This is a genomic window from Terrisporobacter hibernicus (assembly GCF_020809405.1).
Lineage (GTDB): Bacteria > Bacillota > Clostridia > Peptostreptococcales > Peptostreptococcaceae > Terrisporobacter > Terrisporobacter petrolearius.
The window spans coordinates 521,855-538,200 of the sequence record NZ_CP081135.1; the positions used below are offsets into that span (position 1 = coordinate 521,855).

At 27.2% G+C, this 16,346-nt stretch carries 16 protein-coding genes and 1 riboswitch; of the genes, 4 read left to right on the forward strand and 12 right to left on the reverse strand.

Annotated features, from left to right (window positions below; all coding sequences use genetic code 11):
* Window positions 1-42: 42 nt before the first annotated feature.
* Together JW646_RS02555 and JW646_RS02560 are read right to left on the reverse strand one after the other, a co-directional pair.
* Window positions 43-1,224, reverse strand: coding sequence for a D-alanyl-D-alanine carboxypeptidase family protein (locus tag JW646_RS02555; protein WP_331478055.1), 1,182 nt, complete (start codon window positions 1,222-1,224; stop codon window positions 43-45).
* Between the two features lie 80 nt (window positions 1,225-1,304).
* The gene (locus tag JW646_RS02560) at window positions 1,305-2,360 is read right to left on the reverse strand and encodes a potassium channel family protein (protein WP_228416476.1); all 1,056 of its coding nucleotides are present in this window, start codon (window positions 2,358-2,360) and stop codon (window positions 1,305-1,307) included.
* A 325-nt stretch (window positions 2,361-2,685) separates the two neighbouring features.
* Here JW646_RS02560 and JW646_RS02565 point away from each other — a divergent pair, with 325 nt between their 5' ends.
* Window positions 2,686-2,874: a hypothetical protein gene (locus JW646_RS02565; protein ID WP_148557807.1), complete on the forward strand. Its 189-nt coding sequence runs from the start codon at window positions 2,686-2,688 to the stop codon at window positions 2,872-2,874.
* Window positions 2,875-3,046: 172 nt separating this feature from the next.
* Entirely contained in the window at window positions 3,047-3,547 is a 501-nt protein-coding gene (locus JW646_RS02570; protein ID WP_187359288.1) for a CarD family transcriptional regulator, read from the forward strand.
* A gap of 174 nt (window positions 3,548-3,721) precedes the next feature.
* On the opposite strand, the gene JW646_RS02575 is transcribed toward JW646_RS02570, so the two are convergent.
* The 8 genes from JW646_RS02575 to JW646_RS02610 form a co-directional block, all read right to left on the reverse strand.
* Window positions 3,722-5,482, reverse strand: coding sequence for a hypothetical protein (locus JW646_RS02575; protein ID WP_228416478.1), 1,761 nt, complete (start codon window positions 5,480-5,482; stop codon window positions 3,722-3,724).
* A 166-nt stretch (window positions 5,483-5,648) separates the two neighbouring features.
* Complete coding sequence (locus tag JW646_RS02580; RefSeq protein WP_148557809.1) at window positions 5,649-6,557, reverse strand: PepSY domain-containing protein; 909 nt, start codon at window positions 6,555-6,557, stop codon at window positions 5,649-5,651.
* A 136-nt stretch (window positions 6,558-6,693) separates the two neighbouring features.
* Window positions 6,694-8,064 carry an alanine/glycine:cation symporter family protein gene (locus JW646_RS02585; RefSeq protein WP_148557810.1) on the reverse strand — a complete coding sequence of 457 codons (1,371 nt, stop codon included), beginning with the start codon at window positions 8,062-8,064 and terminating at the stop codon, window positions 6,694-6,696.
* Between the two features lie 318 nt (window positions 8,065-8,382).
* A riboswitch (glycine riboswitch) is annotated at window positions 8,383-8,471 on the reverse strand.
* A 221-nt stretch (window positions 8,472-8,692) separates the two neighbouring features.
* A complete protein-coding gene (locus tag JW646_RS02590) occupies window positions 8,693-9,778 on the reverse strand; it encodes a hypothetical protein (protein WP_148557811.1) in 1,086 nt (361 codons plus the stop codon).
* Window positions 9,779-9,807: 29 nt separating this feature from the next.
* Window positions 9,808-10,983, reverse strand: a complete 1,176-nt coding sequence (locus tag JW646_RS02595; protein WP_228416480.1) for an AI-2E family transporter — start codon at window positions 10,981-10,983, stop codon at window positions 9,808-9,810.
* Window positions 10,984-11,015: 32 nt separating this feature from the next.
* Window positions 11,016-11,969, reverse strand: a complete 954-nt coding sequence (locus JW646_RS02600) for a protein kinase domain-containing protein (RefSeq protein WP_228416481.1) — start codon at window positions 11,967-11,969, stop codon at window positions 11,016-11,018.
* Window positions 11,970-12,175: 206 nt separating this feature from the next.
* Window positions 12,176-13,438: a VanW family protein gene (locus JW646_RS02605; RefSeq protein ID WP_074918131.1), complete on the reverse strand. Its 1,263-nt coding sequence runs from the start codon at window positions 13,436-13,438 to the stop codon at window positions 12,176-12,178.
* Window positions 13,439-13,630: 192 nt separating this feature from the next.
* Window positions 13,631-13,801: a hypothetical protein gene (locus JW646_RS02610; RefSeq protein WP_175487672.1), complete on the reverse strand. Its 171-nt coding sequence runs from the start codon at window positions 13,799-13,801 to the stop codon at window positions 13,631-13,633.
* 284 nt (window positions 13,802-14,085) lie between these two features.
* Here JW646_RS02610 and JW646_RS02615 point away from each other — a divergent pair, with 284 nt between their 5' ends.
* Complete coding sequence (locus tag JW646_RS02615) at window positions 14,086-14,343, forward strand: TM1266 family iron-only hydrogenase system putative regulator (RefSeq protein ID WP_018589437.1); 258 nt, start codon at window positions 14,086-14,088, stop codon at window positions 14,341-14,343.
* A gap of 225 nt (window positions 14,344-14,568) precedes the next feature.
* Window positions 14,569-15,129, forward strand: coding sequence for a hypothetical protein (locus JW646_RS02620; RefSeq protein ID WP_074918133.1), 561 nt, complete (start codon window positions 14,569-14,571; stop codon window positions 15,127-15,129).
* A gap of 15 nt (window positions 15,130-15,144) precedes the next feature.
* Here the strand turns inward: JW646_RS02620 and JW646_RS02625 are convergent, their stop codons facing one another.
* Entirely contained in the window at window positions 15,145-15,363 is a 219-nt protein-coding gene (locus JW646_RS02625; protein WP_074918135.1) for a hypothetical protein, read from the reverse strand.
* Window positions 15,364-15,508: 145 nt separating this feature from the next.
* Window positions 15,509-16,066, reverse strand: coding sequence for a 3D domain-containing protein (locus tag JW646_RS02630; protein WP_148557815.1), 558 nt, complete (start codon window positions 16,064-16,066; stop codon window positions 15,509-15,511).
* Between the last annotated feature and the right edge of the window lie 280 nt (window positions 16,067-16,346).

Below are 16,346 nucleotides of genomic sequence, written 5' to 3' on the forward strand. Positions count from 1 at the left end.
TAATATAACCTTACATTATAATTATTAACTAATTTTTAGATATTAATCGGCAAACAAAATTTTCATTCTTGTTTTTAATGAAATATTAGATAAATCTTCTCTACTTACAATTTTACTAGCACCTAAAATTTCTCCATCATCATTATAGTACTTTATTACACCTAATACATCACCTTTTTTAATAGGCAATTTAATTTCTTTAAAAGTAAGTTGTGTGTTTATATTTTCATCGTTTTTTTTCACTATTATTAAATCTTCCTTACTTTCTAAAGTTATTTCTAATTCTTCTAGACCCTTTAAATATTTTTTACCAATTAAATCTTCTTTACTCATAACTTTTTGAGTGGTGAAGTTTTCCTTACCATACTTAAGCATTGCAAGACACGCTTGAATTCTTTTATTTTTATGATTAGCTCCAAGAGACACTCCTATTAGTCTATTTTCTATATTTTTAGTATCTTCGTTGATTTTCATTGAAAAAGCTAAACAATATCCTGCATTGCCTGTATATCCTGTTTTTATTCCATCTACTTCAGGTATTATGGAAAGAAGTCCATTGGTGTTGTTTTTGCAAAAACCTCTTTTTGAATAAGTGTAAGTTTGCATATCTGTTATGGCTGTTACTTCTTTTTCATAGTTATCCATCATAAATTTACCTAGTTTAGCAATATCTCGTGCTGTAGAAATATTTTCTTTTGGTGGCTTTTTAGGATCAGATAGACTATATATTGGAAGACCATTACAGTTTACAAATGAGGTACTTGTCATTCCTATTTCCTTTGCTTTTTTATTCATTCTCTCTACAAATTTTTCTTCACTTTTTCCAATATGTTTTGATATTGCCACTGCTGCATCATTTCCTGATACTATCATTAAGCCCTTCATAAGCTCTATTAGTGGAACTTCTTCTCCCTCTTTTAGTTTATAAGAAGAACCTCTTACTTTTGCTATATCTTTGTCTACTACAATAATATCTTGAGGATTTACCTCCTTATTATTAATTGCTTCAATAGCAATCAAAAATGTCATCATTTTACTAAGACTGGCTAAAGGTCTTTTTTCATCAGGATTTTTCCCATATAACACTCTACCAGTGTCTTGATCAATTAGTATGGATGACTTGGAAAACTTATCAACATTTGTATTCTCACCATAAGAAATACTAGGAGTAACAATACTTATAATGATTAGAAAAACTAGTAATGCTTGTGATCCCTTTTTCAAAATTCTCACCTTCTTGGTAACTTTAGTCTAAATTATTTTTCCCCTTTAATTGCGTAATAATCTTGAATTATTTTCTAAAATTATTTTATCATTCTTGAGAATAATACAGATGTCCATGTGGCATGTATTGTTATTCCTAAAAAAACTTCTATACATACTAAAATTTTACTTAATAAACCAAATGCAATAAAATCACCGTATCCTACAGTGCTAAATGTCATCATAGAAAAATACCAGGATTCCATATAAAAAGTAACAAGTTCATAAAGTGAGCATGTATTATTTAATAAATTTATCTTTATTAATCCCCGATAAAGACTGTTTATTCCTGTAAACAAATATATAAAAGCAAATAAGCTTATAATTAAAAAGCTTATTAATAGTAACCTTATAGGTTTTTCACCATATCCTATAAAATGTTTTGATAAAAAATCAAAAAAGTCATTAACTAAATAATCCATGTATCCCTTGTATTTATTGACTTTCAAGAAATTACTAGCATAATTCCTTTCATTATAATAGTAATAGCCAATATTTTCGTTATCTTCTATTGTTTTTGCTTGTATTCTAGCTATTTTATAATTATTTTTCCCGCATAAGTAGTTTTTTTCATTATAATATGTATCTTTTAAAATAAATTTTGTATATGGTGAAAATACAATTCCATCTAAGCGAGGAAAATTAACACATTTTTTTACTATAAGTTTTTGGCCATTAAAATATGATTTTTCAAAGATCTCTTCATTTATATATTTAGAATTAAAAATAGTTTTATTGAATATACAATTCCCTAAAAAAGTTGCCTGATTAAAATTAACGCAAGATTCAAACCTTACATTTGTAAAATCTACAGTACTTTTAAATCTAAAACCACTAAAGTTGGCTTCTTCTTTAAATACAGCCTCACAAAATATTAATTTATCGTAGTCAAAGTTTACTAACTTATTAATATCAAATTTATCTTCAAAACAAAAGCCTGTAAAATCACTAACTTTACCTTTTTTTATATAAGCCTTAAATAAAGCTCTTTGTCTTTTATTTTTATTTTTCTTATGAAAAATACAATATCCAGATGAGTCCGCATCCCTGCAACATTTTAAATTTCTATCTTCATTAGAAGCCCACTTACAATTCATTTTTGCCTCCTGTCAATAAAGTCTGTTATTAGTTTTTATAAATAAGGTTTTTATATGCATTATTAATTATATCAATTATTGTATTTTCAATTAATTGCCTTAAGTTTAGATTTATAATTTAGCTTTTATGTCCTTTGTTTTGTGTAATAAAGTTTATTCATTGTTATAAATCAAATATTTTTATATTAATATAGGTTTTGTATTTTATTGTGTTCTCAGTCAATTTTAAATTTTTATAATTTTCAGAATTTTCTAATTTTTAATTAACATTCTACACTTCCCCTCATACAATATATATTATAAAAATAAAAGGTGGGTGTTAAATATGAATGAAAATTCAACTTATAAAAATTTAGCTTTAACCGAAAAGAGATATGAAGAAATGGCTTACTCTTGTACAGATTCTAGTTTGGGCAATGAGCCTTCTTATACAGACTCTAGCCTTAATTTCTTTGGAGTAAGTAGTGGAATTATATATACTAATTTAGATACTACTACTTTTAAAAATTGTTAATTATAAAGTTCTCCAAAAGTAAACCTATGGCTAACTAGCCATAGGTTTATTTATGCGTATTTTATAAATCTTACATACACCATGCAAAGTGTGATAGAATATAAGTATAGAGCAAAATTTTGATAAGTTAATCCCATTTATCAAAATGATTATTATAAGGGGTGATTCTTACATGTTTAGCAAAAATGATTATGTAATTTATGGTTCAATGAGTGTTTGTAAAATATTAGATATTGTAGAGGAAGAAAACATCTACATAGGCCGTAAATCCTATTATGTAATACAACCAGTTTATTCTGATAAAAATACTATCATCAAAGTTCCTACCGACAGTAAAAAATTACTTATGAGACACCTTCTATCAGAAAAAGAAGTCTTATCAATAATAAAAAGTATACCTAATTTAGATATATTTGAAATTGAAAACGATAGACAAAGAAGTGAGCACTTTAAATCATTAATAAAAAATAACGAGTGCGAAGGACTGGCTCAGTTAGTAAAAAGTATTAACCTTATCGAACAAGAAAAATTATCTATTGGGAAAAAAATATCTAAAACAGATGAAGATTTTAAAAAGACTGCTGAAAAATTAATAGATGAGGAATTTGCCACAGTTCTAAATATACCTGTCCAAGACGTACCTTCTTTTATCTTAAATAATATTCCACAGTAGAGTAGGATTTTAACCTTATCTTTTTTAAAATTACGGTATTTTACAAATAATTCCATTTACTTTTGTGAGTGGATAACTTATAATTATATTCATAAGTGGGAACTTATACATCTAGTATAAGTATGACGCTAGCCCAAATAAAAGAGCCGTATTTTATACGGCTCTTTTTCATATTTAAATCATATTAAAATAATCAAATAAAGTAAATGAGTTTTCTGGAATAAAACTTTCCAACCTGTCTTTTGCCAACTTAATATACCATGACTTGTCTAACTTGTTTGGTATTTCTTTATTAATCACCTGACTATTATCAATAAAAACTCTATCAGGAGTATAACTTATCTTTTCTAATTTTCCATCACTTTTCATTTTCATAATGGCCTTATCACTACTTAATTTACTTGCAAATACTCTAAGAACTTTAAGATTTATGTTTTCTTTACCATAAACTACATGGCTATACTTACCTGTAATTTTAATACTTTTTTGAAAGTCTATTAGATTATTGCTATCATTAACCGTTTTTTCTATTTCTATATTATTAATCAACTTTTCTTTAATGGCTTTATTAACAATAGGTAGATCATTATCTATTAAACTTAGTTTTTTGACATAAGCACCCTTGCTTTTTATACTATTGTCTTCTTTAACGTAAACATAATTATTTACATCTTTTTGAATTATTTTTTTTATAAAATCATGGTCTAAGTTCATTTTTGTTCTTTTACTCCACTCTTTGCATATCTCTAAGTATTTATCTACATCTTCCTTAGAGTTAAATTTAAACATAACACCATCCGTGTTTCCTTGTATAAATTCTGCTCTATCACCAAAAGTTAATTCAACTTTTTCGATTAAATCAAGAAGTAATAATTGCCCATTGACACAAATAGCTATTCCTTGTCTTTGATCATACAAATCGTTATTTACATCTAAACATGCACCATACGTAGAGTTAAGTACAAGTTTAAGTGATTTTTCTATAGGATTTTTTTCTTTTTTAAATTTGAATCTTGTATCTCTTATTTCTTTAAATTTACCTGGATTTTGTACGTTTCTACTAAGAAGCCCATATTCTATCATAATAGATGGATAAAAGGAACTAACATCAGAATTTACAATAAACTTTTCGCCTTCATATTTTTTTCTTGCAGAATGAAGTCCTCCCCATCCAAAATCTGTGTCAACTCCATATACATTTGCTCTTAGATATTTCTTAAAATCTCTATTATTATAATCTTCATACCATTGCATTATATTATTATACTTACTAAGTTTTATAGTATTAACTATTTCAAATTCTACTATATCTTCTCTAGTATAATTCGGCTTTTTAGCACCCAGAATATATGCACTTAACTGAGCCTCTGTTTTGTTTATCATACTTTTATCTAATTTAAAATATTCTATTAATCCCAGTTGTGCTTCATACTTGTAATAAACTTCTTGAAACACTTTAAAAGTCATTCTAACATCATGAAGACAATAAGTAGTAAGCTCTTCAATTTCTTCTTTTGTAGGATATCTATTTAAATCAAAAGAAACAGTACTTTCTCTTATATCTTCTCCCATAAATAATTCTAATTCTTTTAAACTTCTATAACTGTCATTTAGTTCAAAAATTTTTATATCAATTTTATTTAAACTTCTGTCTACTGCGTAAGGAGAAATATTTTGTTCAATTATCTTTTCTGATATAATACAAGGATCTATCCCAGCAATTATTCCCTTCATTATCCATTGATCATATCCCTTTATATTATATCCCACCCAAATAGAGTCTTTGTTTTTGTTAAAAACTCTAAGAAACTCTTCCCTGTCGTTAACAATAACATGCTCTTTTTCTGTTTTATAATCTTTCATGCAGCACATCCAAAATCCACCTTTGGACAATACTTCAAAATCAATAATTATACGTCTTCTCTCTTTTTTCATATGATTATTCCTTTATTTTTTATAATAATTTATATTATATATTTTACCTTATATACTTCTTTTAAAACTATTTATACTAAAAATAAAAACCTTAGACTGAATTTTACTTCAATCTAAGGTTTCTTATTAACATTATTTATATTTTACCACTAAAAATTATTTTTTATTAATCATTATCTTTTTCAAATTCTGTTATTTTACCAGTTATAGCGTTAACTGTTATTTCATATTCATAGTTACCTTTTTTTAATTCACCTTCGTATTCTGGTGTTTTATCATTATCTAACTCAAATTTAACTATTTTTGCTCCTGGAACTTTCTTTAGCATTATCTCTTTTGCTTTAGATTCTCCTATTAATTTCTTAGAAGATGTTTTTATTATTTCCTTTTCGTAATCTGTTATTTTTCCAGTTTTAGCATTTACTGATATTTCATATTCATAGTTACCTTTTCTTAATTCACCTTCATACTCAGCTGTATCATCTTTATCTAATTTGAACTTTACTATTTCTGCTCCTGGAACTTTCTTTAGCATTATTTCTTTTGCTTTAGCTTCTCCTATGTATTTTGAAGAAGATGTTTTTATTATTTCCTTTTCGTAATCTGTTATTTTTCCAGTTTTAGCATTTACTGATATTTCATATTCATAGTTACCTTTTCTTAATTCACCTTCATACTCAGCTGTATCATCTTTATCTAATTTGAACTTTACTATTTCTGCTCCTGGAACTTTCTTTAGCATTATTTCTTTTGCTTTAGCTTCTCCTATGTATTTTGAAGAAGATGTTCTTATTGTTTCCTTTTCGTAATCTGTTACTTTTCCGCTTTTTGCATTTACATCTATTTCGTACTTATAACTTCCTTTTGTCAATTCTCCTTCGTACTCTGGAGTATTATCATTATCTAGTCTAAATTTAACTATTTTCGCTCCCGGAACTTTCTTTAACATTATTTCCTTTGCTTTTGTACTTCCTATAAGTTTAGATGCTGCATCCGCCGCTCCTACTTGTGATAATGCTGTTGATGATGTAAGAATTACACCTAAAGCTACTGCTACCATTTTGTTTAATTTCATTGAAATCTCTCCTTTTTTATTTTTTACACTATATATACAAAGGTTAAGTTCTATTTTGGGTACCTTTTTTATAAAAAAGTAAAAATTTTTTTAAAAGTTTTTAAAAATTTCAATAAAACATTCAAAACATGATATTTTAGCTTATTTTTTCTCCATCTGATTTATTTTTTTCATCTAAATAATCTAGGTACAATTTAGTTTCAGATATGATTATTGGCGATAAGGCAAGTAAAGCAATTAAATTTGGTAGTGCCATAAGGCCATTTACAATATCAGCTATAATCCAAACCATTTCTAATTTTAAAAATGCTCCAAGCAACACCATAAGTACAAATAAACCTCTAAACAAATTTATTTTTTTTACCCCAAATAAAAATTCAAAGCATCTTTCTCCATAATAGCTCCATCCAAGGATAGTTGTAAATGCAAATAAACTTAAACTTATTGTTAAAAATATCGGTCCTGAATTTGGAAGTATTGATGCAAAAGCTGATTGAGTCATCAGGGCTCCATTTAAATCACTTTGCCAAACACCTGAAATAATTAAAGATACTCCTGTTAAAGTACAAATTATTATACTATCTATAAATGTACCAGTCATTGATATTAGTCCTTGTTCTGCTGGCCACTTAGTTTTTGCTGCTGCAGCTGCAATAGGAGCACTTCCAAGACCTGACTCATTTGAAAATACTCCACGAGCTATACCATTTCTAATAGCCATAGATACAGTTGCTCCTATAAAACCTCCCGTAGCCGCTTGACCAGTAAAGGCACTTTTAAATATTAATGTAAATGTTTCTGGTATTAATGTATAAAATTTCCCCAAAATAGTAAGACATATTAATATATATGCTACTGTCATAAAAGGAACTATTTTAGTTGCCACCTTGGATATACTTTGCAGCCCTCCAAATACAACTAACGCAACGCAAATCGCTAATATAACTCCTGTTATTTTAGGGTCTATATTAAAAGACCCTTGTACTGCATCTGTGATTGAGTTTACTTGTGAAAATGTACCTATACCTAAAAGGGCTACTAGTATACCACTTATAGCAAAAAATAATGCTAATGGTCTCCATTTTTCACCCATACCATTTACTATATAATACATGGGACCACCAGATACCTGGCCATTTTTATCTTTAGTTCTAAATTTTATAGCAAGTAAACCTTCTGAATATTTGGTTGCCATTCCAAAGAATGCAGCAAGCCACATCCAAAATAATGCTCCTGGTCCACCAGCTTTGATTGCCGTAGCAACTCCAACTATATTACCTGTTCCTATTGTTGCTGCAAGAGCTGTACATAAAGCTCCAAAACTTGAAATATCACCATTACCTTCATTCTCAGCTTTAAAAATTAATTTTAATGCTTTAGGTAATTTGACAATTTGTATTAATCCCAATCTTACTGTAAGGTAAATACCCGTACCTACTAGTAACACTAATAATGGTGGCCCCCATATAAAACTGTCCACCTTGTTTAATAAGTTAAGAAAATCCATAAAAAACACTCCTTTTGTAATTAAATAATTTAAGTACAAAATCATATAATCCTTTATGAATAAAGACAAGAATAAATTGCATCCTGCATACAATTACAATATGCACTTTGCTAAAAATATAATAATTTGGAATATGCATGAAATGTTAGGCAACTACCTTGCTTAAAATTTACTTTCTTACTCTCCTATGAACGTATTGATAATACAAGAATATATAAAAAGTATTATAGTATCTTAGTAAGTAAAAAAATACTAAATCATAAAGATGATTTAGTATAGGATTTCATACATATTAAAGAAAAGCATAAATATGCTTTACGTATATTCTCTGTCCTTTTGCCTGAGAGATTGAGCAGTTAAGCCTTGCCCCTTCGGCTCCCTTTGCGGGTATCTCCAGAGTTTCCTATTCTTTACAGTCCCACTTTTATAAAAAGTACCTGAGAGTATGACTCCTTCGGTGTGTCCTAAAACAACTCTTCTGTAAAGCTTCATCAGATTATTGACTTGTTAACTTGTAACAATAATAGTATATTATCTTCTAACACTTGTCAAATAGATTAATTTAAATTCCTATAGAAAATTATTTCATTAAAAAATATGGGTTAAAAATAACCCATATTTTTTATTATTATATTTCTATTCTTTTTTCTTTATATTTTATTGATTGAACAAATGAATATACTATTAAACCTTGTGCTATCATTCCACTTACTACCCATACAAAACCGCCTACCATTGGTAAAAGACTTAGTAGTCTTACAACTAACACACCAAGCAAAATCTGCAAATATGGATTTTTATTCTTAAGTATTAGTCTGCCAAGTACTATTCCCATAATCACCGGAGATAAATAAACTACTATAAAGTACATAATCAGTGAAATTACTCCCACAGGTAAGGCTATTATCGTTAGAAATAACAATAAACTAACTATAGGCGTTAATATAAATGATGCCATACCTCCTAAAACAACTGGAAGTGGTTCTTTCACTAATAAATCATCACTTTTGATAAAGAATTTTTTAAATATAGAGTATAAAAGCAATCCAAATATTAAAGATCCTAAAATCGATAAAATAGTTCCAAAACCTAAAAAAGCTTTTAGTTTACTCTCATTAGTAGAATTTTCTATCTTAGTGTATTGTATGTCGTTCATAGATACATTGGAGTTTACAATAGGCTCTTTAGGAGAGTATACTTTTATATCCCCTGTGATTTTACCATTATCCGCAATAATTAACTCATCGCAGTTTACGTTAACATCCCCATTAATTTTACCATTAATTATTATTGTATCACCTGTAGCATAAAAGCCTTCACAACTGCCTTTGAAATTAATATTCTCACCTGCAACGTAAATAGCTTTTGCAGTAGTTTTTTCCCCTATATTAATATCTTGACCAAAAGAAGTTATATTTTTTACATTTTTGCTATTAATACTTAAAGTTTGTGCTCCACATCTTATATTGCCCTTTACCTCATTACTTGTTATGTTGATGGTCTCACCAAGTGCTATAACATCACCATTTACATTATCTTTTACAGTGATCTTTTTACCTGCAGAGTAAATATCACCTAAGACTTCTTTTGAGATATTTATATCTTCATCTAAAGCGAAATAATTAGATGCACTATCTACATTATCTGCAAATGCATTAACTGTTAACAAGAGCATCATCAACAGCGTTAAAATAAAAACCCCTTTTTTCTTCATAATAACATCTCCCCCTGATTATTTTATTGCTATACTCTATCCATATAATCCTTGGTCTCTGTTGGTAATTCTTTATTCTTAAGTTTATATTCAACATCTTCTTTTATAATTGAATAGACAATGGCAAATAAAGGTACACCTATTATCATACCTACTATCCCTAAGAATTTACCTGCCACAAGTATGGCAAACAATATCCAAAATGCTGATATACCAATTGAATCTCCTAATATTTTAGGTCCTATAACGTTTCCGTCAAGTTGCTGTATTATAAATACTAATAACAAGAATACTAAGGCTTTAGTTGGAGAAACAAATAAAATTATAATAAATGATGGTATTGCTCCAATAAATGGACCAAAGAATGGAATTATATTAGTTACACCTATTATTACAGATATTAATAATGTATATGGCATCTTAAATATTGAGAATACTACAAAACTCAATACTCCTATAATAGCAGAGTCAATTATTTTACCACTTAGGAATTTACCAAAAGTTTCATTACTTCTGTAAGTTAATTCAAATATTCTATTTGAAGTTTTAGTTGAGAAAAGTGCACATATAATTTTTCTATTTATAGCAAAGAAGTTTTCTTTATCTATTAATAGATATACAGAAATAATAATTCCAAGAACTATATTCCATATACTTGATGCAATTACTTTCAACATATTTCCTACAATAGGAATTATTTCCTTTGCAAAATCCATAACAAATTGTATGTATTTATCCATTTGTTCTTGTATTAGTGCCGCATATTCTGGGCTTACATTTGTTTCGTTTATTAAATTATTAAATAATCTAGTAACATTATCCACATATTGAGGAACCTCATTGACAAACCCCATTATACTCTCTATTAATTGAGGAACTATAAAGTGTATAAACAAATAGCATATACCTGCAGCTGTTAAATATGTTAATAATAACCCTATACTTCTTTTATGTCCTCTTTTTAAATTAGCAAACCACTGAGTTTTACCCAACATTTTAACTTCATAAAAGTCTAAAATAAAATTAAGCAAATACGCAATAGCAAATCCTATTATAAAAGGATATAATATCCCAATTGCAATACTTATCTTTTCACTAAAAGATCCTATTTGAGATGCTACAAAATAAAAAATTATACTACAGCAGATCACGATTAATGAATATACTGATATAGTGTTGTACTTCGAATTCCAATTTACTTTCATATTTTTTCTCCTGATAAATAATTATTTTCATGCTACTTAGACTGAATAATAACAGTGATTAAGATTGTTAGTGTTAAAACAAGCAACAATGCTTTTTGAAAAAACTTTCCTTGAAATTTCTTATGACCATTATTCTCTTCATATTGTTGTAAACTGCTTATATTATTTTCTTCAATATCAGCTTTAACATACATAAACTTGCTTAAATCAATTAATACTTCTTTCACATTAGTATATTTTTCAGTTCTTCTAATAAGTTTTTTAACCATATTTACTAAGGCAATATTTTCAGTATTAATAGCCACAGTATTCCAGTCAATTCCTCTATCAATTAATTTTAACATTTCCTCTTCATTTTTACCAATACCAAAAGGCATTTTTTTAAAAATTGCATCAAATAAAATTACACCTAAAGAAAAAAAATCACTCTCCATATCTGTATAATTAATATTAATTTGATGAGGACATAAAAATCCTATACTATTATTTTTCCTAATATTAACGCCTTTATTGGCTTGAGTTATACCAAAATCATATATTTTCACATTATAATTTTCATCTACAAAAACATTATCTTCTGTTAATGATCCATGATAAAGTTTATTATTATAAGATGTGTCTAAGGCTCTTAGAATTTTTCTCGATATTTTAACTATACTATTTAAGTCCATATAATTACCTTTTATAACTTTTCTAAGTTCAATTCCAGCAAAAAATTCACTTACTATATAATAGCACCTTTCATTTTCAGTATAATGAGTACCCAAATCTAGTATTTTAGCAATATTAACAGAATTAATTTGTAGCAAAGTCATCGACTCATCTATTAAATTAGGTAAAAATTTTTCATTAATATACTGGTCATCCCTTATAAATTGAATAAATACTAAAATATCCTCTTGCAAGTCTCTAGCTTTGTAAAATTCACCAAATTCAATTTCTTCATAATTATCCAATACCACATATCTATTCGAAATATACCTCAATATATTCCCCCCCTTTGTTGCATGTCATATGTAAATTATACCAATATATTACATTTTTTTCTATGTTTACCAAATGCCTTTATAAAAAAGTTTAACAAAACAGTTGAAAGGTACAAATATAGTTTTTATATACAAAAGGTAGTTCTTAAAAATAATAAGATAATTTTACGAAAAAAAGATGAACTCTTCTAGAGTTCATCTTTTTATTATTTTCTATACACACTTGTATAAATATATGATGTCTTACTTTTTCCATTCTCAGTTATAGTTCTATATGTTTTTGCAGCTGGTCTGCCATTGTAAGTAAAGTTATCAACTTTTATGTTTACACCAACTTTATCTTGCGATGCACCATATATTGCTGCAGAAACACTACTTCCACTTCTATAACATTGAACGTATACTGCATGATCAAAGTTATTAGTAAATCTTAAATCACTATCTCCATCGTTAACCATAGCATCTCTGCCTCTAGGAACATATGGTGATGTTTTAGAATGATTTCTAACTTGATCTATCTTTAATCCTGACAATAAAGCTGCATTAAATAAAGTAGTAGATGTTTGACATACTCCTCCTCCTGGTGCATCTTCATATTGATCACCTATTATAACAGAAGCTTTCTTGTATCCATTACTAAGAACTCTCATTCCTGTATGTTCATTGTATGAAAATGTTTCTCCCGGTTTTAGTATAACATTATTACATCTTTGAGCTGATAGCCCTATATTGTACGATCTCTCTATTAAAGCAGAATTAAAAGTAGTTGAAAATGAAGCTAGACATGTGTTTATGCTAGATACATCTTCAGTAGATATTTTGGGTTTTGTAACACTTACTTTTAAGTCTATAGTCTCATATTTCTTGTTATTTAAAGCTTCCTTAACTAATTCTTTATTCTCTTTTGTTTCAAATTTTAAACCAGTTTTTGAAGGATTAACACTTATACCACTACCTATATATACTGATGCATTTTTAAAGTCTTGATTAATTTCATTTGCAAACTTATTTAAGCACTCATCTAGTTTTTCTTCATCATAAGTAACTTTTATAGTATATTTTTCTCCTTCTGATTTCATACTCATGCTTATGTAAGAAGTAATATCATTAAAGTAAGAACCTGTTCTTGTGGTATTGTAAGCTTTTTCTACTAATTCTTCACTATTATACTTTAGATCAATATCCTCAAAATCGATTTCATAATTATTATTATCATAACTTAAATTTAAATTTTGTGGCTTATATTTTTTATTTATAGCTTCAATAGCCTCTTTCTTACTCATATTAGATACTTCTACCCCTTGTATAAAAATATTATCAGCTATTTTACCATTATATAAAGACTTTTTAGTAAAAGAATTTATTGAGATACAAATAATTACTATTATAATACCTACTGCTATTCCCAATCTTTTATACAATTTATTTTTATCTTTTTTGGCTGATTTTCTTTCAATATCGTCACCCATAACATCACCTCATCCCTACAAAGGATTATATTTTATAATTGACTTATAAACAACAAATTTTGTCAAGATGTAACTATATTGTTACACATTTTGCCACTAGTATATGATATTTTCCACATAAAAAACCTATACTTACTATATACCCAAGTATAGGTTTATTTTAAATACTTTATATATAAATAATTTGTTTTATTAATGTATTCTTTCTTTTTTTATTCCAGTAAATCTACCAGAATCAGCTACAAACACAAATCCCATTTTATTATAGATTTCATTTAATTGCATTAATGTAACTTCACCCTTTTTTATATTGTCTAAAGTTATATCTTCTATTCTTTTTTCATTAGTTATTAATGTTCCCATAATTTATCACTCCTAAAAATTAATAATTTTAATTCATTATATTAATATGCTTGTACTAATATGATAAAATTTAAAAATAATCCCATTCAAACGTCCGTTCCAAATATTCGTTCTATGTAATAATTATATACGAACACTTATTCGTTATCAAGTATATTTTTGTTTTTTGTTGAAATTTTTACTTAATAGTAATAATATACTACCTTTTGTAGATTTATCACTATTATACTGTTAAAATGAAATCGAAAGCTTTTTATTAATACTTTTTAAAGGGGTGAATTCATATGAGTCGTGTAGCTGTAATAAGTGCTGTTTTAGATGAACCAGAAAAATGTCAACAAGAGTTTAACAAAATTTTAGGTGGATTTAAAGGAATTATTAAAGGAAGAATGGGTATTCCTTTTGATGATGAAGGAGTGTCCGTTATAGCTGTTACTGTTGTAGGTGATATGGATACAATTAATAATTTAACAGGTAAATTAGGAAAAATACCATCTGTATCTGTTAAAACAAGTGTTTCTAAAAAAGAAATAAGAGACTAATTTTTAGTTTACAACCCTATAAAAAATCATTTATACAACATTTGTCCTGTAATAAATATTGAAATTTTAAAATAGATGATTTTCATAATATCTAAATATTTTTTTATATTATTTTTTTGTTATAGATATACTTTTTTTTACATAATAATTAGCCATGTTCCTTGTTTTTTTCAATTATCATATAGTATTATTATGTTAAAGGGAATATAAAAAGGGGGAGGGGCAATGAAACAAGCTAATGTAGATAATACAATAAAATTCATTGAAAAAAAGACTGAATATGAAGGCAAAAACAAGATCTCTAAACTGCATATTAGTAAGCTTAGTAAAAATCACAAAGTAATTGGATATCAAGAACACAAGAAATTGAAAGCCCTTGAATCTAAAAAGCGAAAAGTCTTTAATTCTAAAATATTTAAGTTTAGAAAAAAAATCCTTGGAATTTTCATAATAGCATCAAGTGTATTAGTTGGTATGTATTTATGGCAAAAATTCTATAATCCTTCCTATGTTCAATCAGATGATCATAATTTTAAGGTTGAAACTCAAAACTTATCAAATTCTGATGTATCAACATACTCTTCTATTGTAAAAGAGTCTATACAAAGCACTCTGGGAGTCAAATATAATGTTAATGTTGATCAACTTCATAAAAATGGCAACTTAGTCTTTGCTAGAGGATATTTTAATGTTCCAGACAAAGGTGATATAAATTTCGATATGATACTAAAAAACTATTCACCATCTTCTTTAAAGATTAATGGTGAAGAATACTTAAAAAAATAAGGTGCATTTAGCACCTTATTTTTTTATATTATTTTTTGCACCTTTAACATTATCTTTAACAGCTTTTCCTACATTTACTCCAGTGTTTATAGTTTCTTTTGCCACATTCCCTACTCCATTAATTACATCTTTCCCTACATTTACACCTGTATTTACAGTTTCTTTTGCCACGTTTCCTACTCCGTTTATAACTTCTTTACCTACATCAGTGACAGGTTTTGTAACCTTCGCCATATAATACATCTCCTATACAATAATTTTATTATAAAGTTATTTACAGTATATTATATGACAAATTAATTATATTGTTCCTATATTAAATTATATATTTTGCAATTTATATTTTTGTAAAAAATAAAAACAAGGCTAAGCCTTGCTTTTATTTTAATATTTGTAATGTTATTGTTCTAACTCCCCACTTGTTACAAGCAGATGAAGAATTCATATATATATCAATTTTATTTCCTTTTATTCCTCCACCACAGTCTTCTGCTGTAAATACTTTATCCAATTCTTTTATATATATTTTTGTCCCATAAGGTATAACCTTTGGATCAACTGCTAAAGTTCCATACTTTGCCTTAGTTCCTGTAGCCGTATATCCGCCACCTGTATATGCATAAGCTTTAACTGTTATTCTCTTTTTAACACTTGAAGATGAACTTGATTTTTTTATATATTTTCCAATAGACCATCCTGTTTTATTGCTATACTTAACTTTGTGCCATCCATTTTTAGTAGAAATTATTTTTACTTTTGTTCCTTTTTTAATTTTTCCTATTGATTTATATTTAGTTGAAGCTCCAGATCTAACATTAATTGTTGCTGTTGCTGTTCCATTTACAGTTGCGGCATCTGCCTCTATCGGCTTTATAATACCCATAGTCATTACTAATGCTCCTACTATGGCAGTAATTTTTAAAGTCTTTTTAAACATATATTTTCCCCCTATATTAATTTTTAAGGTTGTTTTCTCACTGAAAATTATTTCGTCTTTAATGTATGTTTTATTATTGCTATACATATATAATATTACATTTTAGTAACTTTTTAAAGTCTTTTTCAGAAAAAAGTTACAAACTAGTAACATAAATACATATTTTCCATTTTTTACATAAGGCTACATATAAGTATTTGCAATAGTTTTATAGATATCATTCTAAAATAAATCTTTTTTTACTTTTTTATTCTTTGTAACTTTTAATTCATATTTTGTA

Excerpts from the sequence above, each read along its gene's own strand:
- JW646_RS02610 (WP_175487672.1), bottom strand. The coding sequence starts at position 13,801 with ATGGGAACATTAATAACTAATGAAAAAAGAATAGAAGATATAACTTTA.
- JW646_RS02580 (WP_148557809.1), bottom strand. The coding sequence starts at position 6,557 with ATGAAATTAAACAAAATGGTAGCAGTAGCTTTAGGTGTAATTCTTACA.
- JW646_RS02560 (WP_228416476.1), bottom strand. The coding sequence starts at position 2,360 with ATGAATTGTAAGTGGGCTTCTAATGAAGATAGAAATTTAAAATGTTGC.
- JW646_RS02605 (WP_074918131.1), bottom strand. The coding sequence starts at position 13,438 with ATGGGTGACGATATTGAAAGAAAATCAGCCAAAAAAGATAAAAATAAA.
- JW646_RS02565 (WP_148557807.1), top strand. The coding sequence starts at position 2,686 with ATGAATGAAAATTCAACTTATAAAAATTTAGCTTTAACCGAAAAGAGA.
- JW646_RS02620 (WP_074918133.1), top strand. The coding sequence starts at position 14,569 with ATGAAACAAGCTAATGTAGATAATACAATAAAATTCATTGAAAAAAAG.
- JW646_RS02595 (WP_228416480.1), bottom strand. The coding sequence starts at position 10,983 with ATGAAAGTAAATTGGAATTCGAAGTACAACACTATATCAGTATATTCA.
- JW646_RS02625 (WP_074918135.1), bottom strand. The coding sequence starts at position 15,363 with ATGGCGAAGGTTACAAAACCTGTCACTGATGTAGGTAAAGAAGTTATA.
- JW646_RS02590 (WP_148557811.1), bottom strand. The coding sequence starts at position 9,778 with ATGAAGAAAAAAGGGGTTTTTATTTTAACGCTGTTGATGATGCTCTTG.
- JW646_RS02575 (WP_228416478.1), bottom strand. The coding sequence starts at position 5,482 with ATGAAAAAAGAGAGAAGACGTATAATTATTGATTTTGAAGTATTGTCC.
- JW646_RS02630 (WP_148557815.1), bottom strand. The coding sequence starts at position 16,066 with ATGTTTAAAAAGACTTTAAAAATTACTGCCATAGTAGGAGCATTAGTA.
- JW646_RS02615 (WP_018589437.1), top strand. The coding sequence starts at position 14,086 with ATGAGTCGTGTAGCTGTAATAAGTGCTGTTTTAGATGAACCAGAAAAA.
- JW646_RS02570 (WP_187359288.1), top strand. The coding sequence starts at position 3,047 with ATGTTTAGCAAAAATGATTATGTAATTTATGGTTCAATGAGTGTTTGT.
- JW646_RS02585 (WP_148557810.1), bottom strand. The coding sequence starts at position 8,064 with ATGGATTTTCTTAACTTATTAAACAAGGTGGACAGTTTTATATGGGGG.